The organism is Bacteroidales bacterium (genome assembly GCA_035299085.1).
GTDB lineage: Bacteria > Bacteroidota > Bacteroidia > Bacteroidales > UBA10428 > UBA5072.
On record DATGXG010000026.1, the window covers coordinates 136,795 to 160,558 of the forward strand.

Annotated in this window: 22 protein-coding genes; 8 read left to right on the top strand and 14 right to left on the bottom strand. The window is 42.9% G+C overall.

Annotated elements, in window-relative coordinates:
• The first annotated feature begins 9 nt into the window (after positions 1–9).
• Positions 10–2,388, top strand: coding sequence for a TonB-dependent receptor (locus VK179_08605; GenBank protein HLO58785.1), 2,379 nt, complete (start codon positions 10–12; stop codon positions 2,386–2,388).
• A 5-nt stretch (positions 2,389–2,393) separates the two neighbouring features.
• Entirely contained in the window at positions 2,394–3,269 is an 876-nt protein-coding gene (locus VK179_08610) for a DUF4249 domain-containing protein (GenBank protein HLO58786.1), read from the top strand.
• A 52-nt stretch (positions 3,270–3,321) separates the two neighbouring features.
• Here the strand turns inward: VK179_08610 and VK179_08615 are convergent, their stop codons facing one another.
• Positions 3,322–4,662 (bottom strand): hypothetical protein, encoded by a 1,341-nt coding sequence (locus VK179_08615; protein ID HLO58787.1) that lies wholly within the window; start codon positions 4,660–4,662, stop codon positions 3,322–3,324.
• A 255-nt stretch (positions 4,663–4,917) separates the two neighbouring features.
• Here VK179_08615 and VK179_08620 point away from each other — a divergent pair, with 255 nt between their 5' ends.
• Entirely contained in the window at positions 4,918–6,867 is a 1,950-nt protein-coding gene (locus VK179_08620; GenBank protein HLO58788.1) for a hypothetical protein, read from the top strand.
• Between the two features lie 84 nt (positions 6,868–6,951).
• Here the strand turns inward: VK179_08620 and VK179_08625 are convergent, their stop codons facing one another.
• Positions 6,952–9,858 carry a TonB-dependent receptor gene (locus VK179_08625; protein ID HLO58789.1) on the bottom strand — a complete coding sequence of 969 codons (2,907 nt, stop codon included), beginning with the start codon at positions 9,856–9,858 and terminating at the stop codon, positions 6,952–6,954.
• Between the two features lie 119 nt (positions 9,859–9,977).
• On the opposite strand from VK179_08625, the gene crcB reads away from it, so the two are divergent.
• Both crcB and VK179_08635 read left to right on the top strand, forming a co-directional pair.
• Positions 9,978–10,355, top strand: coding sequence for a fluoride efflux transporter CrcB (crcB, locus tag VK179_08630; protein ID HLO58790.1), 378 nt, complete (start codon positions 9,978–9,980; stop codon positions 10,353–10,355).
• A gap of 2 nt (positions 10,356–10,357) precedes the next feature.
• Complete coding sequence (locus VK179_08635) at positions 10,358–10,717, top strand: DUF190 domain-containing protein (protein ID HLO58791.1); 360 nt, start codon at positions 10,358–10,360, stop codon at positions 10,715–10,717.
• A gap of 172 nt (positions 10,718–10,889) precedes the next feature.
• Here the strand turns inward: VK179_08635 and VK179_08640 are convergent, their stop codons facing one another.
• Together VK179_08640 and VK179_08645 are read right to left on the bottom strand one after the other, a co-directional pair.
• On the bottom strand, positions 10,890–12,443 hold the full coding sequence (locus VK179_08640; protein ID HLO58792.1) for a hypothetical protein: 1,554 nt from the start codon (positions 12,441–12,443) through the stop codon (positions 10,890–10,892).
• A gap of 28 nt (positions 12,444–12,471) precedes the next feature.
• Positions 12,472–13,200: a porin family protein gene (locus VK179_08645; GenBank protein ID HLO58793.1), complete on the bottom strand. Its 729-nt coding sequence runs from the start codon at positions 13,198–13,200 to the stop codon at positions 12,472–12,474.
• Positions 13,201–13,314: 114 nt separating this feature from the next.
• Here VK179_08645 and VK179_08650 point away from each other — a divergent pair, with 114 nt between their 5' ends.
• The 3 genes from VK179_08650 to VK179_08660 all read left to right on the top strand — a co-directional run bounded on the left by VK179_08650 (position 13,315) and on the right by VK179_08660 (position 16,065).
• Positions 13,315–14,394, top strand: a complete 1,080-nt coding sequence (locus tag VK179_08650; GenBank protein HLO58794.1) for an Ldh family oxidoreductase — start codon at positions 13,315–13,317, stop codon at positions 14,392–14,394.
• 185 nt (positions 14,395–14,579) lie between these two features.
• Positions 14,580–15,326, top strand: coding sequence for an NADPH-dependent oxidoreductase (locus VK179_08655; GenBank protein ID HLO58795.1), 747 nt, complete (start codon positions 14,580–14,582; stop codon positions 15,324–15,326).
• Between the two features lie 361 nt (positions 15,327–15,687).
• The gene (locus VK179_08660; protein HLO58796.1) at positions 15,688–16,065 is read left to right on the top strand and encodes a DUF1987 domain-containing protein; all 378 of its coding nucleotides are present in this window, start codon (positions 15,688–15,690) and stop codon (positions 16,063–16,065) included.
• A gap of 10 nt (positions 16,066–16,075) precedes the next feature.
• Here the strand turns inward: VK179_08660 and VK179_08665 are convergent, their stop codons facing one another.
• The 10 genes from VK179_08665 to VK179_08710 form a co-directional block, all read right to left on the bottom strand.
• Positions 16,076–16,495 carry a hypothetical protein gene (locus VK179_08665; GenBank protein HLO58797.1) on the bottom strand — a complete coding sequence of 140 codons (420 nt, stop codon included), beginning with the start codon at positions 16,493–16,495 and terminating at the stop codon, positions 16,076–16,078.
• A 12-nt stretch (positions 16,496–16,507) separates the two neighbouring features.
• Entirely contained in the window at positions 16,508–17,053 is a 546-nt protein-coding gene (locus VK179_08670; protein HLO58798.1) for a YceI family protein, read from the bottom strand.
• An 18-nt stretch (positions 17,054–17,071) separates the two neighbouring features.
• On the bottom strand, positions 17,072–17,941 hold the full coding sequence (locus tag VK179_08675) for a DUF5777 family beta-barrel protein (GenBank protein HLO58799.1): 870 nt from the start codon (positions 17,939–17,941) through the stop codon (positions 17,072–17,074).
• A 232-nt stretch (positions 17,942–18,173) separates the two neighbouring features.
• On the bottom strand, positions 18,174–18,554 hold the full coding sequence (locus tag VK179_08680) for a hypothetical protein (GenBank protein ID HLO58800.1): 381 nt from the start codon (positions 18,552–18,554) through the stop codon (positions 18,174–18,176).
• A 25-nt stretch (positions 18,555–18,579) separates the two neighbouring features.
• Complete coding sequence (locus VK179_08685; GenBank protein ID HLO58801.1) at positions 18,580–19,578, bottom strand: hypothetical protein; 999 nt, start codon at positions 19,576–19,578, stop codon at positions 18,580–18,582.
• A 142-nt stretch (positions 19,579–19,720) separates the two neighbouring features.
• The gene (gene gap / locus VK179_08690) at positions 19,721–20,728 is read right to left on the bottom strand and encodes a type I glyceraldehyde-3-phosphate dehydrogenase (protein HLO58802.1); all 1,008 of its coding nucleotides are present in this window, start codon (positions 20,726–20,728) and stop codon (positions 19,721–19,723) included.
• 89 nt (positions 20,729–20,817) lie between these two features.
• Positions 20,818–21,621 (bottom strand): hypothetical protein, encoded by an 804-nt coding sequence (locus VK179_08695; protein ID HLO58803.1) that lies wholly within the window; start codon positions 21,619–21,621, stop codon positions 20,818–20,820.
• A gap of 88 nt (positions 21,622–21,709) precedes the next feature.
• Positions 21,710–21,853, bottom strand: coding sequence for a hypothetical protein (locus tag VK179_08700; protein ID HLO58804.1), 144 nt, complete (start codon positions 21,851–21,853; stop codon positions 21,710–21,712).
• Positions 21,854–22,362: 509 nt separating this feature from the next.
• Positions 22,363–22,848 (bottom strand): NADH-quinone oxidoreductase subunit NuoE, encoded by a 486-nt coding sequence (gene nuoE, locus VK179_08705; GenBank protein HLO58805.1) that lies wholly within the window; start codon positions 22,846–22,848, stop codon positions 22,363–22,365.
• Positions 22,849–22,876: 28 nt separating this feature from the next.
• Positions 22,877–23,764 (bottom strand): [Fe-Fe] hydrogenase large subunit C-terminal domain-containing protein (locus VK179_08710; protein ID HLO58806.1); only part of this gene is annotated, 888 nt, incomplete at its 5' end.

The following is a 23,764-nucleotide window of genomic DNA, read 5'->3' on the forward strand; positions in this document are numbered from 1 at the left end:
TCACCGTTTTTGGCGTTGAAGCGACTTTTCATTCTCACGGCACTGCTTCTTCTGAATGCAGGTTTGCTGATTTCACAGAACCTGAAAATTACAGGTATTGTAAGTGATTCAGCTTCATTGGAGCCTTTGATAGGCGCCACCGTTTATTTACAGGACGCTTCAACAGGAACAGTCACAAATACAGAGGGCTATTTCAGCCTTGACGCTGCAAAAGGCAGAATAGCCCTTACTTTCTCGTACATTGGTTACCGTACCATTCGAATAGATACTTTTATTACGACGGATAGCCGGCTCGATGTCAGGCTAAGTCAGGCTATCATCCGGTCAGGAGATGTAGTTATTTCAGCAAAAAATACATCTGCCTCAGCAAGCAACACAAAGACGGGGATGCTGGAACTGACTGCGAAAGATATTAAAAGCCTCCCGTCGTTTATGGGCGAAGCTGACCTGATCAGGGCGCTGCATTATTCACCGGGTATCCAAAGTTCAGGCGACGGAAATACCGGATTTTACGTTCGGGGCGGAAATGTAGACCAGAACCTGATCCTTCTTGATAATGCCCTTGTATATAATCCCTCGCATGTGCTGGGTTTCTTTTCCGTTTTCAATTCGGATATCATCAGTAATGCCACTCTAATCAAATCCGGGATCCCTCCCAATTATGGTGGCAGAATTTCATCGGTGCTTGCTGTAAAAACAATTGAAGGTGATTATGAAAAGCATCATGCACAAGGTACACTGGGACTCATTTATTCAAAAGCCTCCATTCAGGGCCCTCTTATAAAAAACAAACTTTCATATGTTGTTTCATTCAGAAAAAGTTATGTGAATGAAGTATTGAAGCCTCTTGCCGAAATGTTGATCAAGCCCGATTCAGGCGGAATACTGAACGGAAGCACCTATGGAATGTATGACTTTAATGCCAAAGTAAACGGCAAACTAACTTCTAAAGACCGGATCGGACTTAACTTTTACAAAGGAAGGGATAATTTTAACCTGAACCGGGAAGACATTCGCTATAAAACCAGGATCGGTTGGGGGAACACTCTCCTGTCACTGAACTGGAATCACATCAGCAATGACAGTACTTATTGGCAGAACACGCTCAGTTACAGCAAGTATGATTTCAGTTACAGTGCCGAACAGTTTATCATTTCAATGGATTTGTATTCATCTGTGAGCAACTGGAATTACAGGCTTGAGTATAACAGGCAGACGAAAAACCTGGGAACTTTAAGGGCAGGCTTTGAAGCAAAATACTACACGTTTGTACCTAACCGGTTCATGCTTACAATCAACCAGGTTGACCTGAATTACAGCACATACCAGGACCTTATGGCATTTGAAGGTGCTGCCTTTTTTTCATGGGAAAAGGATATTAATCCACTAATCAGGATAATGGCCGGCATCCGGTTAAACCATTACAGGCAACTGGGACCTTACAACCAGTATAATCTGAACGAGGGACAGATACAGGATACGGTAGTTTACGGAAACTTTAAAACTGTGAAATCATATTCCAATCCTGAACCCCGGCTGTCCATAAGGATCCGCACTTCTGATGCTTCATCTGTAAAAGCTTCTTATACACGTAATTACCAATATATACATGTGGCATCGGCGTCATCGGTTACAATGCCCTCTGATATCTGGATTCCAAGCACCTCGCATACGAAACCTCAATTCGGTGATCAGTTAACACTGGGTTACTACCGGAATATATTCAGGAATACAATTATCACATCAGTAGAGGCATATTATAAAAACCTGTGTAACCAGGTGGAATTATTGTATGGACTGGGTGCCTCATTGCAGGATGTCTCATTTGAAAACAGTCTCACAACCGGCAAGGGCTATGCAACAGGAATTGAGTTCTTTTTCCAGAAGCCGGCAGGTAAATTAACAGGAACAGTTGCTTATTCACTCGCATATTCACGAAGGCAATTTGATGAGATTAACTATGGAAATCCTTTTCCAGCCAAGTATGACAGAAGGCATGAGGCCAATTTCACGGCTTCATACAGGCTGAATCAAAAGTGGGATTTATCCATGGCCTTTATTTACGCTACCGGAAATGCTATAACAGTACCTGTGCAGATGTATATTTTCGACAACAATATCAACACCCAATACAGCGCTACAAACGGCTATCGCATGCCACCCTATCACCGGCTCGATGTGTCGGCAAATTTCCTGATAAAAAGAACGGAAAAATTTGAATCTTCGATGAATATATCTGTGCTTAACGTTTATAATCGCGCGAACCCGTTTCTTGTTTATTTTGATATACAAGGTGATATCGTAAATGAACACAGTTTATCGGTCAAGCCTAAACAGATTTCCATTCTCCCCGTCATGCCTTCCGTTTCCTGGAATTTTAAATTCTGAAGAACATGAAAACCATTATAAAATTAAGCTGTTTTGTTACTGTTTTATCACTGGTTCTGTCCTGTGAGAAGGAGCTGGATCTTTCATTTCCTGTTACTCCCTCACAAATGGTAATCGAGGGCTGGATTGAAAACGGAATGCCGGCCCAGGTAATTCTTTCGCATTCAGCGCCATATTTTTCAGCCATCGATTCAAACAATATCATTGATTTTAGTGAAACCCATGCCAAGGTTACGTTGTATTCCGGTTCAGATCATGAAATTTTGACGCTGAAGCCGAATCAGAGCTATTTTCCACCTTACCTGTATAAGAGTTCCCGTATTAAAGGTACGTACAATCAATCATACACGCTGGAGATTATAAAATTTGATACAATCACACGGCAATACGACACCATAACAGCATCCACTACCATACCTGAACCGGTTGAACTCGATTCTGTGTGGTTTGAAACCGATCCGGGGATGGAAACAAAAGGCAGGATTTGGATCAGGCTCAGTGATGACGGTTCAAAGGCAAATTACTACAGGCTATTGTATAAGCGAAAGGGCAAAGACAGCCGCTATGTAGCAACCAATATTTCAACATTCAACGATGTGATGATCAACGGAAAAACCGCTGAAATGGGATTTCTGCGGGGTTATTCCAGTCTCGCTGATGTGGAGAAAGAAAATTACTTTGAAAAAGGCGATACAGTGAGTATTAAGTTTTGCACTATTGATAAGGAGCAGTTTGATTTCTGGAATGTATACCAGAGCAAAGTTATTGCATCAGCCAATCCCCTGGCCACAAGCAATAATCTTCTGAAATCAAATATTAAGGGTGGTTTGGGAATGTGGACCGGTTACGGAGCCACCTATTACCTTGTTATCGTGAAATAAAAAAATCCGGACCCCGAGAGGCCCGGATTGAAGATTCATTGGTCAGGTTTATTTATTTTACAGGTGTCTGTGGACCTACATGGCCAAGATTTAGATCATATTCAGCATTCAGGTTATCGATAAAATCGTTCATTGAAACATAGAAATTATCGAGTTCCGAGTTAACATAGGTTTCCATATCTACTGTTGAACCATCGGAATAAACGAATCTGAGTGCAGGGTAATATTCTGTAGTTTCATAATATTCATCATATTCTGATTCTACATATGCTTCGGCTTCTGCTATTTTGGTGTTGGAATCCCGGTAAATGACAACCAGCTTGGCGAATTGGTTGATAGCATCTACTTCGGCCTGTGCACGTTCTTCATCGCCCAGTGTTTCGTTTTCATCGAGAGCCCAGATGGCATCGCCCAGTCCTTTTATATCAACCTGGCCGGTAACGTTCAGATTCATCAAAATCAGGTGGGCATTAGCGTTTTTAACGATTTCTTCAAAATGTACTGTTGTTTCAGTCCATGTGTCGTAATCATTGGAGTAGGTCTCTTCGGTGGTATTGTTATCAATGTTTTCTTCGCTCCAGTTACCTTTAGCAGCAATGTACGTTTCAAAAAGGATATCGGATTTAAGTTTCAGCGTGTTGGTCCATGATGCGCTTGTATAGGGACTGTGAACGGCTGTTGTTGTAAAGCTGAAATCATCAACAAAAACACTTACAGTTACTTTGGTAGGCATACCATTGCTCTGGTAGGAAGCAGCAAAACTCATTCCGGCAACTGATGCATCATTGTATTTGAGGTCAACTTTTATGCTTGCAGGAAGCTGGGGATCAAGACCTTCAGGCCAGTCAGAAACCGGATCAGTGATATCAACAACTTTGAAATTGTTAATGGTTAAAGTAGCTGTATTTGTGATATCGGTTTCCTTACCCGGAAATTCGAATACAACCTGGTCGGCCAGGTCAGTCCTGTCGAATTCCTCTGTTTCAAAATTATAGGTGTACCTTCCGGCAATGGAATCGAATAAATCACTGAAATTTACAGGGTCTTCGTAAAACAATTCTTCAGTTGCTTTCAGACTCTGGAATACTGCCGGTGCAGCTGATTTATCTTTAAGTTTACTTACGGCTGACAGGGGAGTCAGTACAGGATTCATAGCATAACTGCCACCGGACTGAAGATTACTGAAATTCTGTAAAACTTGCATACCGGTTGAGGATGTCATAGCATCCAACTGATCAACAAAAGCGACAGCATTGTCTTCAACTTTTGCTTTGCTTTCTTCAGGTGTTTCGGTTGTGTACTTTGCGTCATAGGGACTTTTTACTTCATCTTTTTTACAGGCGAAAAAGAAAGTAACAGAAACCAGTGAGATTAACAACAAACTTTTTTTCATGTTTATTTTAGTTATTGGTGAAAGAAAAAATACAGGTTCATATACGAGTAAATGTTAAAATCTGTTGCATGAAATGCTGTTTCTCTGATTTATATCCTGTTTATACGATTGATTTTCTGCTTACTTTTATATAAAATATCCACATTAACCATTTTATATATGATTAAAAAAATTGTTCTCCCACTGTTGGTTTTGCTTACTGCATGCCAAAACCGGCAACAAACCAGCACAACAACAAATAACAAACCTTATGTAATGGAAAGTACAATCTCGCAAACCATCGATTCGTTGGTTCAGGTTTTTGGCGATGCCAGTAAGATGCGTATTGAAAAAGGCGTCAGAAATGCGGCTTCTTTCTGGAAAGAAAGTGATGGTGACAACCAGGCATTTTCCGATTACTGCAAAAAGAATTTTGTGGGTGATACGGTGGAACTGGCTAAATTATTTGACAGGATTTCTGCCAATTTCGAGACAATCTCCGGCAGTTTCAATACAATTACACTTGGACTGATGCGTCCCCTTCACCTGGATATCGGTGAAGTATTGCCTGTGGATGAAGCATTCGGCACCTATAATCCTTCAACTCATTTTACTGATGATTTTTTCGGAAACAAAATCGCTTTTACGATTGCCTTGAATTTCCCCTATTACTCGCTTGAGGAAAAGACAACTCTTGGTCCGCAGTGGTCAAGGAAGCAGTGGGCCTATTCACGGTTGGGAGATGTATTTGATTCACGGGTGCCTGCAGAAGTCAATCAATTGGTTGTGAATGCCAATACTCGTTCGGAAGTGTATATCGCCGATTACAATATTTACGCCGGAAAACTGGTGAATAACGAGGGTAAAACTCTTCTTCCTGCCGATATGAAACTCCTGAGTCACTGGAATATCAGGGATGAAATTAAAACAAACTACGGAGATCCCGCAGGACTTGCCAAACAGCAGATGTTGTATGAGGTAATGAAGAGGATTGTTTCACAGGAAATTCCCAAGGTTGTTATCAATTCCGATAAGTATACATGGAATCCTTACACTAATAAGGTAATGGAAGGAACCAGCGAAGTTAAAGCGGAAGCTGAACCGTCAACACGGTATGATGTGCTTCTTGAATTCTTTCATGCACAGCAACAGGTTGATAAATACTATCCTCATCAGAATACCTATATTCTCAGGAATTTTGAAGGCGATATGGAGATTCCGCTTGCTGACGTTGAGGCTTTGTTCACCGGTTACATGACATCACCGCAGGTTCAGAAAGTGGCTGATGTGATAAAGAAACGTCTGGGCAGGAACCTGGAACCATTTGATATCTGGTACGACGGGTTTAAAACAAGAACTTCAATTCCGGCAGAAACCCTGGATAAGATAACAAGGGCAAAATATCCGAATACGGAGGCTGTTCAGAACGACCTGCCGAATATTCTTGTGAAGCTTGGATATACAAAATCACGTGCAGAACAAATTACATCAAAGGTAAAAGTAGAGCCGGCAAGAGGTTCGGGACATGCCTGGGGTGCTGAATCAAAGGATCAGAAATCGCTGCTAAGGACAAGGATTTTCAGCAACGGTATGGATTATAAGGGCTATAACATTGCGGTGCATGAATTCGGGCACAATGTGGAACAGACGATTGACCTGCAGGATATCGATTATTATTTTCTGAAAGGCGTTCCGAACACAGCTTTTACAGAAGCTCTTGCTTTTTCATTTCAGAAAAATGACCTGATGTTGCTTGACATGAAGGATAGCAATCCGCTTCAGGAGTATTACAATGATCTGGATAACTTCTGGGCCCTGTACGAGATCATGGGTGTATCGATGGTGGATATCGGCACCTGGAAGTGGTTGTATGAAAACCCGGATGCAACCGCAGTTCAGTTGAAGGATGCTGTAAATACAATAGCAAAAGATGTCTGGAACAAGTACTATGCACCGGTATTCGGCATTAAGGATCAGCCGATCCTGGGCATTTATTCACATATGATCAATGCCCCGCTGTATTTGCCGAATTATGCGTATGGACATATCATTGAATTCCAGCTGGCCGGTTACCTGAAAGGTAAGAACTATGCGAATGAAATTGAACGCATTTATCGCCAGGGCAAACTGATTCCGCAGCAATGGATGCAGGGTGCCGTAGGTTCCAAACTCTCCGCACAGCCAATGCTTGATGCAGCAGAGGAGGCGCTAACCAAGATCCAGTAGGCTGCGATTTAGCTCCCTATAGTCTCTATCGTCCCTATCGTCCCTAAAATAAAAAACCGTCTCTCAAGACGGTTTTTTGTTTTATCAGAATCCACCCGGTCCGTGATCATGATAACCACCCTGAGGTCCGCCGGCCGGAGGTCCACCACCCGGCCTGAAACCTCCCGGAGGCATGCCCGGAGGAGGTCCGCCGGGGAATGTCCTGCCCGGTTCCTGTTTTTCCTGGGGAGCACCACGACTTGACCGTAAATTATAAGTAAACAATACAAGGAAATAACGTTTATAGGCGTTGATCCTGGTATCGGTCATGCTGGTAGCCGTTACAGATCTCGAAATACTCTGATTCTGGTTAAGAATGTCATAGGCACCTAACCGCACTTCAGCCGCCTTACTTTTCAGAAACTTCTTCCCTATACTGGCATTCCATACAAAGTACTGTTCGGTGTAATCATCGTTCATTTGTGATCCCTTGTTATACTGTCCAACGACATCCGTATTAAACACTATACCTTTCCACAGGATCAGGTTAAGTTTGGCACTGGCTGACTGATACCAGTATATTTTCCTATCCATGAAATCAAGAGAATATTTGGTGATGCTGTAATTGGAGGTATATGATACAGTAAAATCAACATTTGAGCTGATGTTGCTTGTGATGATGAGGCTGTTCATCAATGAATAATTGTTGGAGCGATTGATCAGAGTCTGTGCAAACTCTGGTGTCTGGTTATAATTAAAACCATTTACAAGGCTGACGTTACTTTTAATCGGCTTCACAAAGTAACTCAGGTTAATCATTGAATTCAGCTGGTACGAATGATCCAGGTTTACAGGATATGAAAGCTGGCTTCCGGGGTAAAGAGTTACGTCAATGCCATCAGGCCTCAGGAGCGTATCGTTCTGGGCATAAATGGTCTTATTTGAAATAATGTTCTTTGCATACTGTCCTCTCACAAATACGAAAGCATTAAAACCTGAAGTCGGATTGGCATAGGAGAAATTTGACATCAAATTGTGTGAGTATTCCTGCTTCAGGAAAGGATTACCTGTTCTGATCTTTCTCCTGTCGGAATTATCAATTGCATTTTGTAACTCAGTTATTGAAGGCACGTCGGTTTCTGTACGATAGAACACCCTGAGGTTACTGATTGCCGAAAACTTATAATTCAGCATAAGGTTAGGAAGAAAGCTCTGAAAAGTTTCGTTCACTTTGGCCTGTTTCGGAAAATCCTGCTGGCCTTTCAGGTCTGAACGCTCATAGTTCAATCCCACCATAAGATTCAGGTCCTTTTTATTATACAGCCAGGATAATCCCACGCGGTTAGCATACAGGTTATTGTTGTAAACATTGGAAAGGGAATCCATGGAATTTGATTTATGATTCTCGGGATCAAGGGCAAAAACTTTTCGACTGTTATCGCTGCCCCTGAAATTATTGTTGTAGTTAAACTGTAACTGGCTGAATTTTCCAAGGGGTTCAGTGTAGTTGAAATTGGTATTTAAGTTTAGATTATTGGTAAGCCCGTCAATTAACTGGTTATCCGGAATAGTGTCAACTGTTGCGAGGTCAGTGATGTCATTATTTCTCTTATCGTAAGAAACCGATGACCGTATCGAGAGGGTCCTTCCTTTCTTCACAAACTTATGCCTCCAGGTAAGGTCATTACCAAGGTTATATCCCAGGTTATCTGAAAAAGTCTGTTCAATACTTTGAGAATTAATATCACCTCCTGAGATCAGGCTTTGTGAAAATGAATTGTTCGAATTATCCTGCAGACTGAACCTTGGAACAATCACCATTGAATTCATGGAGTCGATATTGTACTCGATTCTCATATTCAGTCGGTGGTTCTGGTTTTTCGAAGTGGTATAAGCCGAATCCTGTTCGAAGTTTCCCTGGTCAATTAACAGGTATTCAATATCCTTATTGGTGATCCGGGTTGTAGAAGATGTGTTGTAAAAATAGCTTCCTGAAACCGATATTTTTTTACCCCAATTATCTATATAATTGAAACCTAATGAACTGTTTTTACTGATACCACCCCAGTCACCGAAGCTTCTTCCGCCCCAGCCGGTCCGCATGGATCCTCCTGAAGTGGCACCAATAAGGTCCTGCATGGCAAAATTCGACTGATTTATGTTATTGGTCATACCGCTGAAAGTAAACCGTTGTTGTCCCCTGAAAAGGTTAAAACTTCCTCCAGCCAGGTATTTATCATCGAAATTGGTACCTCCGGTAAACTTACCGAATGAACTGAATTTGCTGCTTTTTTTGGTTATAATATTGATTGTCCGTGATGATTGTCCATCATCAAACCCTGTCAGTTCGGCCTGGTCGCTCAGCTTATTGAATACCTGCACCCTGTCAATAACCTCTGCAGGCAGGTTTCGAAGTGCAACTGAAGGATCATCGCCGAAGAAAGGTTTCCCGTCAACAAGTACTTTTTCCACTTTTTCACCACGGGCACTCACTGTTCCGTTTTCAACGGTAATCCCCGGCATCTTTTTCACAAGATCTTCAGCGTTGGCATCCTGCGTTACTTTGAATGATTCGGCAGTCATAACCGTTGTGTCACCTTTCTGAACTGCTGTTCCCTGGCCTACAACAACGACTTCCTTCAGCATTTTGCTGGCCATTTCAAGTGTAAAGGTTCCGAGGTCGGTCACCTGTTTTGTCAGGGTTATTTCCTGCCTGATTTTTTCATAATTGATGCTCTGAATAGTCAGATGATAGGCTTTCTTTTTAAGGCCTGTAAGCAGAAATTTCCCGTCCACATCGGTAGTCCCTGCTACACGATTGGTTGTATCCTTAACATCGGTGAGGAATACAAAAGCGCCGATAACCGGTTGATTGTCGGTTTTGTCAATGATTTTGCCGCTTACTTTATAGGATTGGGCTGAAACTGTGCCGATTCCGATAAGACCAAAAGAGAGAAAAAAGAATGTTTTTTTAAATAAAAGGGTAAAAAAAGATAATCGATCTTTAGCCATACAAATAGTATTAGTTGAAGTTCGGGTTAAAGGTAGATTTGCAAACCAACCGGTACAAAAATATTATACAAACTCATGTATTTTATAGACATAAAAGCAAATTCACTATATTTATGCCTATGCTTAAACAGGTATTTCTTGTTGGTTTTGGCGGCTTTATCGGCAGTGTCGCAAGGTTCTTCGTATCAAGGCTTAACCTGCGTTATGATATATTATCTATACCGGTTGGCACCCTTACTGTTAATGTGGTAGGAAGCTTTATCATCGGGTTTCTGACAGGCATTTCAGTAAAAAGCAACCTGCTTTCTACAGAATGGCGACTTTTCCTGATGGTCGGTATCTGCGGGGGATTTACAACATTTTCGAGTTTCAGCAACGAGAACCTGATGCTGATGCACAACGGACAATACGCTGCAGTTTTGCTTTATACATGCCTGAGCGTTATCCTGGGATTTGCCGCCGTATACCTGGGATATGCAACCACTAATTCTTTATAACTATGGAAACCACAGACCGTAGTGCGTTGAAAATCCATATCAGTTCAACCGATAAAATGGGTTCAAAGCTTTTGTATGAATACATTGTACATCAAGCGAAAAACAAAGGTATCACTGGTGTTACGGTTTACCGGGGTATCATGGGGTACGGGGCCAGCAGCAGTCATATAAGCACCTCGCGGTACTGGGAACTCACTGAAAAGCTTCCGGTTGTAATTGAGATGATTGATGTAACCAAAGTATTGGAAGATTTTTGTACTTTTCTTACGCCCCTGCTTGAAGAAACGAAGAAAGGTGTGCTGGTGACCATTGAACCGGTGAGGGTGGTTTACCAAAAAGCAGGTTTGAAAAAATCAGTTTGAACGCTTCGCTGTTTGAACTCAATGCTAGGCGAAGTCTCCGACAAATATTTAAAAGAATTGTACCGTTCAGACGAAGTCGGAGACTTCGCCTAGCATTCTTGCAAGGCTTAGCCCTTTGAATAATTTCTTCAAACTTTTTTTAAACTTCATCCTCAAACCCTATCAAACCCTATCAAACAAGGCTCCTGCCACACATCACAGCCATATTCTCCCCATCCACCGCCGACGAAACAATTCCTCCTGCATATCCTGCTCCTTCACCCGCTGTGAAAAGGTTTTTGATTTTAACATGATTCCCGTTGTCCGGATCACGCGGAATTCGTACTGGTGATGAAGTCCTTGATTCCACCCCTACAATAACCGCATCGCGGGTGAGAAATCCTTTCATTTTCCTGTCGAACATCCTGAACCCTTCCTGCAGGTTTCTTTTCATGAAATCAGGAAGCCATTCGTGCATTGGCGAAGCTATGGTTCCTGGCAGATAGGAACAAACCGGCAAATTTTGCGAGGGCCGGCCTGATACAAAATCAGTAAGTCGCTGGGCCGGGGCGGATTGCCCTTTATGCGTCTGTTTATATGCCTTCTGTTCAAGCAATTCCTGGAGATGGACACCTGCCAATCCCTGCATATTCTGGTACGACCGGAAATCTTCAGGATTTACCTGCACAACGATACCAGAGTTGGCAAAAGGGGAGTTCCGCTTTGAAAGCGACATGCCGTTTACAACAATCTCATAATTAGCTGTAGCTGAGGGAACAATTTGCCCACCGGGACACATGCAGAATGAATACACACCGCGGCCATTCACCTGTTCAACCTGGCTGTAACTCGCCGGCGGCAGGTATTTATCCTTGCGGCAGTGATACTGTATATTATCAATCAGTTCCTGCGGGTGTTCAACCCTTACGCCCATGGCAAAGGCTTTGGATTCGATCTGAATTCCTCTCGACTGAAAAAGATAATACACATCCCTGGCAGAATGCCCTGTTGCTAAAATATAAGCCTTACCAGTTACCTTTTCGTTCTTATCGGTAAGCACATGAGTAATTTTGTCGCCCGAAACACCTATGTCCGTTACCCGTGTATTGAAATTCAGAATGCCACCTGCATTTAGTATTGTTTTCCGCATATTGGCGATAACAGTAGGGAGCACATCCGAGCCTATATGAGGATGGGCTTCATAAAGCACACTTTCATCAGCACCGTGCAGATAAAAAATTTCTAGTATACGGTTGATATCACCTCTTTTCTTTGAACGGGTGTAAAGCTTGCCGTCGGAAAAAGTCCCGGCTCCGCCTTCGCCAAAACAATAATTGGAGTTCTCGTCGAGGATATGGTTGCTTTCGAGCATGTCGATATCCTGTTTCCGCTCGTGCGCCTGTTTTCCCCTTTCGAGAATCACAGGTTTAAACCCCAGTTCAATAAGCCTTAAGGAAGCAAACAACCCGGCAGGACCGGTTCCAACTACAACCACTTCGGGTTTTGAGGATACGTTCTGATAGTTAAAAGTATTTTCAACCGGTGAAGAAGGTTCTTCACCTATAAATACCTGGAAGGTCAAATCCATCTTAATATTTCTGCCGCGGGCATCAATTGATTTACGGATAATACGGATGAAGCTGATCTCGTCTTCGCTTATTTCCAGAGCCCGGGCAACTGCAGGTTTGTATAATTCTTCCGAGGAAGATTCGTAAGGCGATAATATAAGGGACAGTTCTTTTTTCAATGAATGAGGTTTAAAATAAGCTGCAAAATTACTCAAAATGCAGACTTACCATAAACATCCTTGAATTAAGCTTGTCGATAACGTGTGTATAAATCGCATCCGGTCCTTCAGGTACATTCGTTTTCAAAACATTTGTCACTCCTACCGAATATTTCAATTCAATGGAGATTTTTAAGGTGAAGTCTAGGTAAAAGTCAAATCCAGTCCCTAATTCATAATACAAATCGAAAGGTTTCAGTAGAACCAGGTTGTTTTCTTTCCTCGATCTTCCCCATGTTTTCTTAGTTGCAGCAAGGTCAACCCGCATGTTAGCTCCTGAAATGAGGTATGGCCTGAAATTGCTGAAGCGTTTTGATTTATATTTCACAAGAAGGGGAAACTCAAGGAAATTCGATTCGATTTTTAAAGGGATATCCCGCGGATCGATGGAAGTGTTTTTAGTTACAAAATTGATTTCTCTTACACCGCCGAAAGCAATTCCGGGTGTAAACCGCAGGTCGAAGTTTTTTGCAAGTCTGAGGTTTGAAATGGCATGCACGTGAAAACCGGGACGGAGTGTGCTGACTTCGGTGTAAATTCCCGAATCAACGGCCATCTGACTATGCTTTATATTGAAATCCATCGTGTTTACTCCGAGTGAAAACCCGAAATGGAGCCAGTCGTCATCATGATTTGGACTGCGCAGCACAACCTCTTTTTGCGCTTGAGCCTGAAGAAGAATAACAGAAAAGGCAATGAAAAAGAATGTCCGTTTCAAATGTTCTTTATATAGTGTTCAGGTTATAAACGGGTAAGCAACAAAAATAGTCTATTAAATGAGAAAACCTTTACAACCTTATTTAGTATTTTAGCTGCCCTAAAAATTACAGCAATGTACAGTGTTCAGTATCTACATGATTTCACAGCCCATGTATTCATGAAAATGGGATGCAGCAGGGAAGATTCGGTAAAGATTGCCGATGTGTTTCTTGCAGCAGAATTGAGGGGGCTTCCGTCTCACGGTATGATCCGGATCAAGGATTATTTCCAGCTCTGGAAAGCCAACCGGATCAATGTAAAGCCAAACGTACGGATTGTTCATGAAACGCCGTCCACCGCAGTTGTCGACGGAGACGGGGCTGTCGGGATGGTTGCTGCCACAAGGTCAATGGAAATTGCCATAGAAAAGGCACAGAAATCAGGCAGCGGCTGGGTTTCAACCCGGAATTCAAATCATTACGGAATAGCCGGCTATTATGCCATGATGGCGTTGAAACACGATATGACAGGAATGTCGATGACCAATGCAAACCCACTTGTAGCACCCACTTTCTCAGTAAGTCCGATGCTTGGAACCAATCCCATTGCAGTAGCTATTCCGGCGGGAAAACAGCCTCCTTTTGTGGCTGATTTTGCCACTACGCCCATCGCACGGGGGAAACTGGCTGTTGCTGAAAAGAAAGGGGAAAAAGTTCCGCTGGGTTTTGTACAGGATAAGGAAGGGTCGCCCACTGATGATCCCGCCATATTAAAATCGGGCGGTTCCATGCTTACCCTCGGTGGTGATTATGTTCATGGCAGTCATAAGGGATTTTGCCTGAGTGCCATCGTGGATATTTTCTCAGCGGTCTTCTCGGGTGCCAATTTTGGTCCCTTTGTACCTCCTTCAGTTGCCTATCTCCCTGTACTCGAGAAAAAAGTAGGGGAGGGAACCGGTCACTTTTTCGGAGCCATGCGCATTGATGCATTCCAGGATGCCGAATCGTTCAAGTCCTCTATGGATGAGTGGATAACCACATTCAGAAATGCAAAGCCGGCAAAAGGTCACGATAAAGTGATTATTCCCGGTGACCCGGAGCGTGAAAAAGAGCAGAAAATCAAAGCCGAAGGCATATCCGTTCTCAATGCCATTGCGTGTGAGATGAAGGAAATTGCAATTGAGCTCGGGGTACCGTTTGAAATCAGTGATTAGTGACTGGTAACTGGTGACTGGTAACTGGTGGTTCGTTCGGCTAAGGCTCTGCCTTAGTCGACTTATCTAATCAGGCTCCGCCTGATTGAATTAATTACTTTCAGGCACAGCCTGAAAAGATATATACGACCGAGGTAGAACCTCGACCGAACGGGGGCGAAATCCTTCAAACAGATACCACATATATGATTAAAGCCATAGAATCACACCGCAGCATTCGCAAATACAAAGCGGACCCAATAAGTGATGAGCTGCTGAATACAGTGCTGACAGCAGGAACACGCGCGTCCACAACCGGGAACATGCAGGTTTACAGTATTATTGTTACAACAGGCCAGGAGCTGAAGGAAAAGCTGTGGGAGGTGCATTTTAAACAGAACATGGTAAAGCAGGCACCTGTTGTTCTAACTTTTTGTGCCGATTTCAACCGGTTCAATAAATGGTGCCGCCACAGGAAAGCAGAGCCAGGGTATGACAATTTTCTGTCTTTTATGACGGCTGTAATTGACGCCCTTCTGGCTGCGCAAAATTGTTGCCTGGCCGCTGAGGAAAACGGACTGGGTATATGTTACCTGGGTACCACGACTTACAATGCAGATAAAATTATTGAAATACTTGATCTTCCTGAGGCCGTAGTTCCAGTTACAACCGTAGTTATGGGCTACCCCGATGAGTTACCGGGACTCACCGACCGATTGCCGGTGGAAGCAGTAGTACACTTTGAGAAGTACAGTGATTATTCAAATGATGATATTGACAGGCTTTACACTGAAAAGGAGGCCCTGCCCTTAACCGCAAAGCTTCTGCAGGAAAACAACATGGAAACCCTTGCACAGATATTCGCCCACAGGCGGTATACAAAAAAGGACAATGTGACGTTTTCCAACAAGTACCTGGAGGTGATAAGGAAACAGGGGTTTATGAATCAGTGATCAAGGCCGTCATTGCGAGGAGCGTGACAAAACTCTGATTATACCGATATTTTAAAGTCGACGAAGCAATCTGCCCGCACAGGCAGAGCGCAACAAAGAGTGCTACACCGGTGCCTCTCTTTCTTGGCAATGGTCTTCCTGTTCAGGCAGATTACTTCGTCGCATTAATTATTAACTATAATCAGTTATATTCCAAGCTCCTCGCAATGACGGCTGTAGTTCGCTGTTTATAACTCTCCCCTTAATTTAAAAACTGCACTAGGAATTCTCATTGGAAATATTGTATCTTTAGTCGTCAAATATGACTTTTAATACCGTTGGAATTTTGTTTACGGTATAAATAAAATTTAAAATGTTATATATGAAAGAGCTGATCATTAAGAAAACGCCCAATACTCCCAGCGTAACCTTCAATCCCGAAACCGGTGTTATGAAGCTGGAGGGCCGGTCGATTCCCGAAAATCCGGGAGATTTCTATGATCCTATTATTGAATGGCTCGAAGAATATTTTAAGAATCCGGTTGAAACGACAAATTTTGAAATGAGCCTTGAATATGTAAACAGCGGGTCATCAAAATACCTGCTGGGCATTTTCAGGATATTAAAAAAGAAGCATGACGAAGGTAAGCTTGTTTCAATCAACTGGTATTATGAAGAGGATGATGAAGCCATTTTCAGCCTTGGCGAACATTACCGCAACACTGTAAAAGTACCTTTCAAGCTGATCGAGTATATTTAACAGCCGGGTCTTACTTTTCAACCGAACACTTATTCATCACCACATCCAGAAGGTATCCCGTGCAGATACCTTTAATTGTAATACTGCTTCCTTTTCGTATAAGGGAAACATCATTCGATTTCAAATCAAAGCCGCATATGACGCCCCCGATGGCATCCGGCTCTTTCAGGTAAACCGAAATACCCAGGCTGTCCTCTGATATGGACTCCACCATCCCGTTTACGCTGATAACTTTATTCAGATACTGTGTATTGGCAGCGGCTTCATTGCTGTCGAATGCGGCGATTAGTTCAGATGCCTTAAGTTCAAAATCCGCCTTCCTTGCCGATACATTGGTGTCAGCTTTTTTAAATGTATAATTCCAAACAAGGGCGGCTGCAATAAAAGCTAAAACAACTCCAATAACAAGAAGACGGATTTTCGGTTTCATGGGAGTAAGTATTTAATTGGATTGATAAGGTGCTTCAACATTGACAGTGACTTCCTTTGCTATTTTATTTTCAACAAGGGCAGGAATGATGATATTATAATCAGCAGGTTTTACAGTAAACTGAGCTTTTGCTGTAACAGTGCCGTTTTTTACTTCTATGGTACCTTTGGTTGAAACGGGCTTTGTCACGTTGTGAATGGTAAGATCTCCTGAAACATCTGCCGTATAGGTACCGTCTTTCTTATAATTGATCTCGCTGTTATTGTTGATTTTTCCGTTGAAGCTCGATTTCGGGTATTTATCCGACTCAAGGTAGTTTTCATTAAAGTGTTCCTGCATAAGGGCTACTTTGAATTCAAAGCCTTTAATCAGCACATTGAATGCCAAAGTTCCTGCTGTTGGATCCAGAATACTGACAGCCTGTTTATTATGAGCTTCAATATTCTCCAGGGGAGTAGTGGCGCTGAACCAGATATGGCTGTTTTTCGATATAAGTTTCTGGCTGAACCCCATCTGGAATGACGCCAGCAACATCAATAGAATGAATGATTTTTTCATACACTAAAGTTTTACAGATTATTTTAAAGCAAAAACGCGTGATATATTGAATCCAAGATGGACTCCGGCATTTCGCCAGTCACCGGTAGTTTCGCCGATAAATCCTTTTTCAATCATGGCCAGAGAATTGGTAAACATGATGGTGAAAACATGACCTCCGGTCTCGATGTCAACACCGATAGAAAGCGGATTATAAGTTTTTTCAGTCCTGTAATCATGAAATGGCGGTAGAATGTAATAATACTCAGCATTCAATGAAAACCGCTTGGTAAGTTTAAATCGTGCCCCTGCACCCATAGCATAGGTGTCATTCGGGTCGAGTTCGGTGCCTACCATATTCCGGTGAACCAGGGTAGGATTTAGTTCCAATGAAAACCGCTCGCCGAATTTCCGGGCTACAAGCAACTGGTGGACATAACTCACCCTGTCCCAGTCGTTAAGTTTTCCTTCGCCTGTCCATTTTAATGTATTCATGGCTATGCTGCTGAACCACGAAACGGATACGGGCATATTCCTGTCTCCTTTCGACTGGCGGAGAAGGGAGAATTTCAGGAATCCGTCATAGGTCTTCTCATAGGTACCTCTTCCTATGCCAACCATGATCCAGTTGGTAATACCATATTCAAGGCTGAAATGAATGTTTGCCTGGTCAAGGCCCCACAGGTTATAGGCACCGGTGTTCAGTTGTCCGAACCGGTGATTGATCCTGAAATCAAGTTGCCCGGCGGGCATGCGCTCGATCGAATGGCCGTTGATAATTCGTGTTGATTTAAATGTAGCAGTAGCATACTCTGTACCTCCGCCGGTGGCCTCATTAAGCAGTTGGTCGATATCCTGGGCGAAGAGGGACAGGGGAAGAAGAGCTAGGAAAAGTGTGAGTATTTTCATGGTAAATCGGTATTCGGTGTTCGGTGTTGTTTATTGGGACCAATGTGACCTATGAGACCTATGCGACCGCAGGCATCCAGTATCCAGTATCCGCTTCGGCAAGCTCAGCGACCGGGGTCTTATATTATCGAATGGCATGACTTCGACAAGCTCAGTCATGCTGTTTTTATCCAGTATCCAGCATCCAGTATCCAGCATCCAGCATCCAGTATCCAGCATCCAGCATCCAGTATCAGTTATTCGCCGCTCCGTTCCTCACCCAAATCTTTATGGTTGAAATGGTGCAATCATCGAGCTTGGCAGCGCCCTGGGGCATCGGAACATAGCCCTGTGAATGGGCCATGGTTCCAACCAGTTTTCCGTCATCAGCGCGTGCTTTCACGTCGGCATAATCCTGCAGTTTCACATTTCCGCCAAGCGCCGGAGCTGCTGAATTGCTGTGGCATGAAAGGCAGTACGATTGAAGAATAGGTACAACCGATTGTGCATAAGTAACATTGGCAGTATCACAGGCATTCCCTGTGTCGGGGTAAAGGAACTCCTCGCTGTCATAATAACATCTTGAAAGCAGAACGACTGAGATAAGGAAAAGGAAAATGGCAACTGGTTTCATAGTATTCCATTGAGCGTTGTTGATGCTAATTGTTTAAACCGCCCTGTGCGATCCATTTATCAATAGTGGCCACACTGCAGTCATCAAGTGAAAAAGTGGGTGGCATGGCGGTAAAACCATTAAGTCTTTTAATGGATCCCTGAAGTACCGATGTGCCGTTCCTCTGGCTTTTCACTACGGCATCCACACCGGCATACGTAGAGAGGTTTACATTTCCGCTTGCAAGAGAAGAATTGTGGCAACCGGTGCAATTGGCTTTCAAAACAGGGGTTACATCAGCCGTGAAGCTCATGGTTCCTGCTGTATCGCATACTGCTGGCGGGCAATCCGTGTTCTCAGCACCGGCCAGTATCCATTTCCGGAGAGCGTCTTTTTGGGCAGCTGTCATGGCAGGCCTGGGCGAAGGAGGCATCCTGTCTTCACCCGAAGCATTCATCACCTGGTAAATCTGGCTGCTTTGAGGGTTATTGGCCACTACACCTTTTCTGATTGAAGTATAATCGATATATATTTTACCTTCTTCGTGGGTTGCAGCATCATGACACCCTGTAACACCGCAGCTTGAAAGCATCATTGGCAGAATGTCCTGTACAAAACATACCTCGTCGGCAACCGGGGGAGGTGTGGTTGTATCTGTCGGTGATTTACATGTTGTATTTTTAGCACCCTGCTGAATCCAAACCTCTATAAGACTTCTTTGCAGGCGAGTCAATGGTTGGTCAGGAGGCATAAAGTTCTCACCGTTCACGTTTGTTATTACCTTGTAAAGCTTACTTCCTCTTGGATCACCGGGTTTAACAGCTTCCATAATGGAGGAATAGTCTGTTGCCAAAAAACCTTCCTGGCTTCCGTCATGGCATCCCGACATTCCGCATGATGTTTGGATGATTGGCAAAACCTGTGTCTGAAAACAAACTGTATCCAGATCGGCTACAGTAACAGGATCATGCGTACAGGAAAACAAAAGGATCGGCAGGAAAACGGGGATGGTAAAGGGGTATAAATCAACAAATTTGATTTTCATGTGAAACGTTTTGTAAGTATAAACCCTTAGTCAATTAAACAAACAATACAAAATGAACGTTGTTCAAATTTATATATTTCATGCAAAAATAAAAAATCCGGCAGGTTTCTGCCGGATTTGGATGGTAACAAATCGGTTACAATTATTTAACTGAGTTCATATGAACGATCATATCCAGCAGTTTGCATGAATAACCCCACTCATTGTCATACCATGCAACGATCTTAACAAAATTAGAATTCAGCATGATGCCGGCTTTTGCATCGAACACGGATGTGCGGGAATCACCGATGAAATCGCTGCTAACCACTTCGTCTTCGGTATAGCCAAGAACACCTTTAAGTTCGTTTTCAGCGGCTTTCTTCATAGCTGCCTTGATAGCTTCATAATCGGTAGCTTTTTCAAGACGGCAGGTTAGATCAACAACAGAAACATTGAGCGTAGGAACGCGGAAAGACATACCGGTAAGTTTTCCTTTCAGTTCGGGAATAACTTTGGTAACAGCCTTTGCAGCACCTGTTGATGAAGGTATGATGTTACCTGCAGCTGCACGGCCGCCTCTCCAGTCCTTTGCTGACGGACCGTCAACGGTTTTCTGGGTAGCTGTGGTTGAGTGAACTGTTGTCATAAGACCTTCAACAATACCGAAATTGTCATGCAGCACCTTTGTTACGGGAGCCAGACAGTTTGTAGTACATGAAGCGTTAGAAATGATATCCATTTCTTTCTTATAGGTATTGTGGTTTACACCAAAAACGAACATAGGCGTATCGTCTTTGGAAGGAGCGGATAAAATTACCCGTTTTGCTCCGGCTTTAAGGTGAGCCTCGGCCTTGTCGCGGGAAAGGAATAAACCGGTTGATTCAATTACATATTCAGCACCAATCTCATTCCACTTCAAATTAGCCGGATCCTTTTCTGCAGTGACACGAATGGCATTTCCATTTACAACGAGCTTACCGTCCTTAACAGCCACGGAACCTTTAAAACCACCATGAATGGTATCATACCGCAGCATATAAGCCATGTATTCAACATCTATAAGATCATTTATACCAACAACTTCAATGTCGTCACGGAGGAAAGTAGCCCTGAAAGCGAGCCTTCCGATTCTTCCGAAACCGTTAATACCTACTTTTATTTTAGCCATTTTGTACGTTAATTTATTGGTTATGAAAAGAAACTTCTTACTTGGCGAAGGTATTAAAAATCTTGCTTTTTGACAAAAATTAAGGGGGGTTATTCCTTCTTTTGGCGTTTGCCTTCTTTTGTTATTTTGGCAGGTTTATATTTGGCGTCTACCACCCATCCGAATCGGTATGCCACTGAAAGAGTGAGAAAAAACTGGCTGTTGTATTTCGATGCCATGATGGGAATTTTTTTATAGAAAGCATCAAATGTGGCGCTTACATCAATGGCATTTAGCAGGCGGTTTAAAGGGCTGTATTCAAAGCTGAAGCCCAGGTTGGCGTGTGCACCGGGATAGATTGCAAGTTCATTGAATCCTTTCCAGAATGATGCCCTTCCGGCTATACCATAACCATATTGCTGCTGTTGGTTTGGTGAGTATTTTTGTTCGATAGTATAATAACTTGTCGCGTCACCGATAATATAGGTGAGATAAATGGGTTTTGTGATTCCGAGGCTGGGCCCGATGCCATAATAATATTTTATGGCTATGCTACCGCGATCTTCCTTGGAGAAAATTTCACGCTGGAAACCGATCGAAGGTCGCAGATTCACAAAAAGATTCAGCTTGCCCGGAACATACCTCCTGCTGGTGGAATAACCAATCACATCGGGAGCTACTTTGGCTTCTTTGGGATGTTTGATATAGGCGATTTCTATATCATACAATTTTTTGGTAAGATATGTTTTGCGTTTCCCAAAACGATATCCTGCGCCAAATCCGTTGGAATTGAGTGAGAGTGAAACGCTTCTTTCGTTTTGAAAGATCAGTTTTTCCTGGTTATCGAGATCTCCTTGTCCAACAACAATCTGGCATAGCGAAATCAAAAGAAAAATTAGAATATAACTTTTCAATTCACTATGTGGTTAAATCAGATGCAAATATACGATGAAAAGCGCAAGGAAATTATAACAATATTGATGCCAGGTTAAAAATATCTTTTTAACTGTTGGATTTATCCTGCTGCATTTCGGTTGTTGCATCAGAATAAGCCGGGCAAATGTTTTTTGTACCGTTGCAGGATATAGCTGTGATTGCAAGGATTGCAACGAGAACGAGCGAAATGAGGATTTTCTTGATTGTCATGGTGTCACGTTTTACAAAACAAAAATTTTTGACTGTCAGTTTTAATAACAACTTCTAGTACGGAAAATTACAGGCAGAGTTACAGAAAAAATTGTCCATTAGCAATTAACTAAAGAGAAGTTATAATTATTGTGCAGGTGATTTGATTATTTGATACTGGATACTGAATACTGGATACTTGATACTGGATGCTGGATACTGGATAAAAATAGCATGACTGAGTTTGTGGTTACTGAGCTTGCCGAAGTATCGAAGTCATGCCGTTCGATAATATAAAACCCGGTCGCTGAGCTTGCCGAAGCGGATACTGGATACTGGATGCCTGCGGTCCCATTCGTCCCATTAGTCATATTGGTCTCAGTAAACGAACACCGAACAATGAACACCGATTTTTGATTTAAGAAGTTTTTCTAACAGACTTACAGACTACAGACTAAAATACCAAACATCACATATAATAAAAAAGGCTGCCTATTAAGACAGCCCTTAGTTTCATTACAATTACCACCTTATTCCTCGTATTCCTTCAGAATATCCTTTACCATTTCAGGTGAAACACGGCCGTAGGTCTTATCGCCCACCATTACAACCGGTGCCAGTCCGCAGGCACCTACGCAACGAAGGCAGCTTATTGAAAACTTTCCATCAGCCGTGGTTTCTCCAACCTCGATCTTGAGATTCTTTTTGAATTCAGCCAGCACATTCTCGGCACCTCTTACATAACAGGCAGTACCCGTGCAAATTGAAATCGGGTGCTTTCCTTTCGGGATCATCGAGAAGAAACTGTAAAAGGTAACCACGCCATAAACCTTGGCTACAGGAACGCTGAGCTCCTTGGCCACCACTTCCTGAACTTCTGCAGGCAGGTAACCGAATGTATGCTGAGTTTTATGAAGCACGTTGATCAGTTCTCCGGGCTCATTATTGAAAGATTTGCAGATTTCCTTAATGGTATCCACATCTTTCTTTTTCAGTTCAACTTTTATTCTGGACATGTTATTTCTTCACTTAAAATTAAAAACATTAAATGTAAATGATTTTCTTGCTTTTATCTACATAATGTGTATGAAGCAGCTTATGTGATTTTTCACTCATGGGCTTACCCAGGAACTCCTCGTACAGCTTAATGATATACGGGTTTTCATGTGACTTCCGGATTGCCTTGCCTGCATCCTCGCGATAGAGGGCAGCCATCCTTTTCTTGAGTATATCAAAGTTGCCATGGTGTAAGGGCTGTCCGCCACCGCCTATGCAACCACCCGGGCAGGCCATGATTTCAATGGCATGGTAAGAACTCTTACCACTGCGGATGTCTTCGAGCAGTTTACGGGCGTTGCCAAGTCCATGAGCAATGCCGATCTTAATGGGAAGTCCGTCGAAATCGATTGTTGCCTCACGAATTCCGTCCATACCTCTGAGTTCCTGGAAGTCAACTTTCTGAAGAGTTTTCTTGGTGAATACTTCATAGGCTGTTCTTACGGCAGCTTCAATAACACCTCCTGTTGCACCGAAAATGACACCGGCACCGGTTGATTCACCCAGCGGGTTGTCAAAATCCTCATCAGGCAGACTGTGAAAATCAATATTGGCGAGTTTGATAAGGTGTGCCAGCTCTCTGGTGGAAACAGAATAATCCACATCAGGATTTCCGTTCACCTTGAATTCATCACGTGTACATTCGTATTTCTTGGCAAGGCAGGGCATAATGGAAACCACAACCATATCCTCGCGTTTCACGCCAATCTTATCAGCAAAGTATGTTTTTGCAATCGATCCGAACATCTGCTGCGGTGAACGGGCAGTTGAAGGGATTTCAAGCATATCAATAAACTGCGATTCAAAGAAGTTAACCCAACCCGGGCAGCATGAAGTAAGAATCGGCAGGCGAACGGTCTTGTCACCATTCAGATG

Bases quoted from the DNA above. Each gene is read 5' to 3' on its own strand.
- VK179_08610 (HLO58786.1), top strand. From the start codon at position 2,394: ATGAAAACCATTATAAAATTAAGCTGTTTTGTTACTGTTTTATCACTG.
- VK179_08615 (HLO58787.1), bottom strand. From the start codon at position 4,662: ATGAAAAAAAGTTTGTTGTTAATCTCACTGGTTTCTGTTACTTTCTTT.
- VK179_08620 (HLO58788.1), top strand. From the start codon at position 4,918: ATGGAAAGTACAATCTCGCAAACCATCGATTCGTTGGTTCAGGTTTTT.
- VK179_08625 (HLO58789.1), bottom strand. From the start codon at position 9,858: ATGGCTAAAGATCGATTATCTTTTTTTACCCTTTTATTTAAAAAAACA.
- crcB (HLO58790.1), top strand. From the start codon at position 9,978: ATGCTTAAACAGGTATTTCTTGTTGGTTTTGGCGGCTTTATCGGCAGT.
- VK179_08635 (HLO58791.1), top strand. From the start codon at position 10,358: ATGGAAACCACAGACCGTAGTGCGTTGAAAATCCATATCAGTTCAACC.
- VK179_08650 (HLO58794.1), top strand. From the start codon at position 13,315: ATGTACAGTGTTCAGTATCTACATGATTTCACAGCCCATGTATTCATG.
- VK179_08655 (HLO58795.1), top strand. From the start codon at position 14,580: ATGATTAAAGCCATAGAATCACACCGCAGCATTCGCAAATACAAAGCG.
- VK179_08660 (HLO58796.1), top strand. From the start codon at position 15,688: ATGAAAGAGCTGATCATTAAGAAAACGCCCAATACTCCCAGCGTAACC.
- VK179_08665 (HLO58797.1), bottom strand. From the start codon at position 16,495: ATGAAACCGAAAATCCGTCTTCTTGTTATTGGAGTTGTTTTAGCTTTT.
- VK179_08670 (HLO58798.1), bottom strand. From the start codon at position 17,053: ATGAAAAAATCATTCATTCTATTGATGTTGCTGGCGTCATTCCAGATG.
- VK179_08675 (HLO58799.1), bottom strand. From the start codon at position 17,941: ATGAAAATACTCACACTTTTCCTAGCTCTTCTTCCCCTGTCCCTCTTC.
- VK179_08680 (HLO58800.1), bottom strand. From the start codon at position 18,554: ATGAAACCAGTTGCCATTTTCCTTTTCCTTATCTCAGTCGTTCTGCTT.
- VK179_08685 (HLO58801.1), bottom strand. From the start codon at position 19,578: ATGAAAATCAAATTTGTTGATTTATACCCCTTTACCATCCCCGTTTTC.
- gap (HLO58802.1), bottom strand. From the start codon at position 20,728: ATGGCTAAAATAAAAGTAGGTATTAACGGTTTCGGAAGAATCGGAAGG.
- VK179_08700 (HLO58804.1), bottom strand. From the start codon at position 21,853: ATGACAATCAAGAAAATCCTCATTTCGCTCGTTCTCGTTGCAATCCTT.
- nuoE (HLO58805.1), bottom strand. From the start codon at position 22,848: ATGTCCAGAATAAAAGTTGAACTGAAAAAGAAAGATGTGGATACCATT.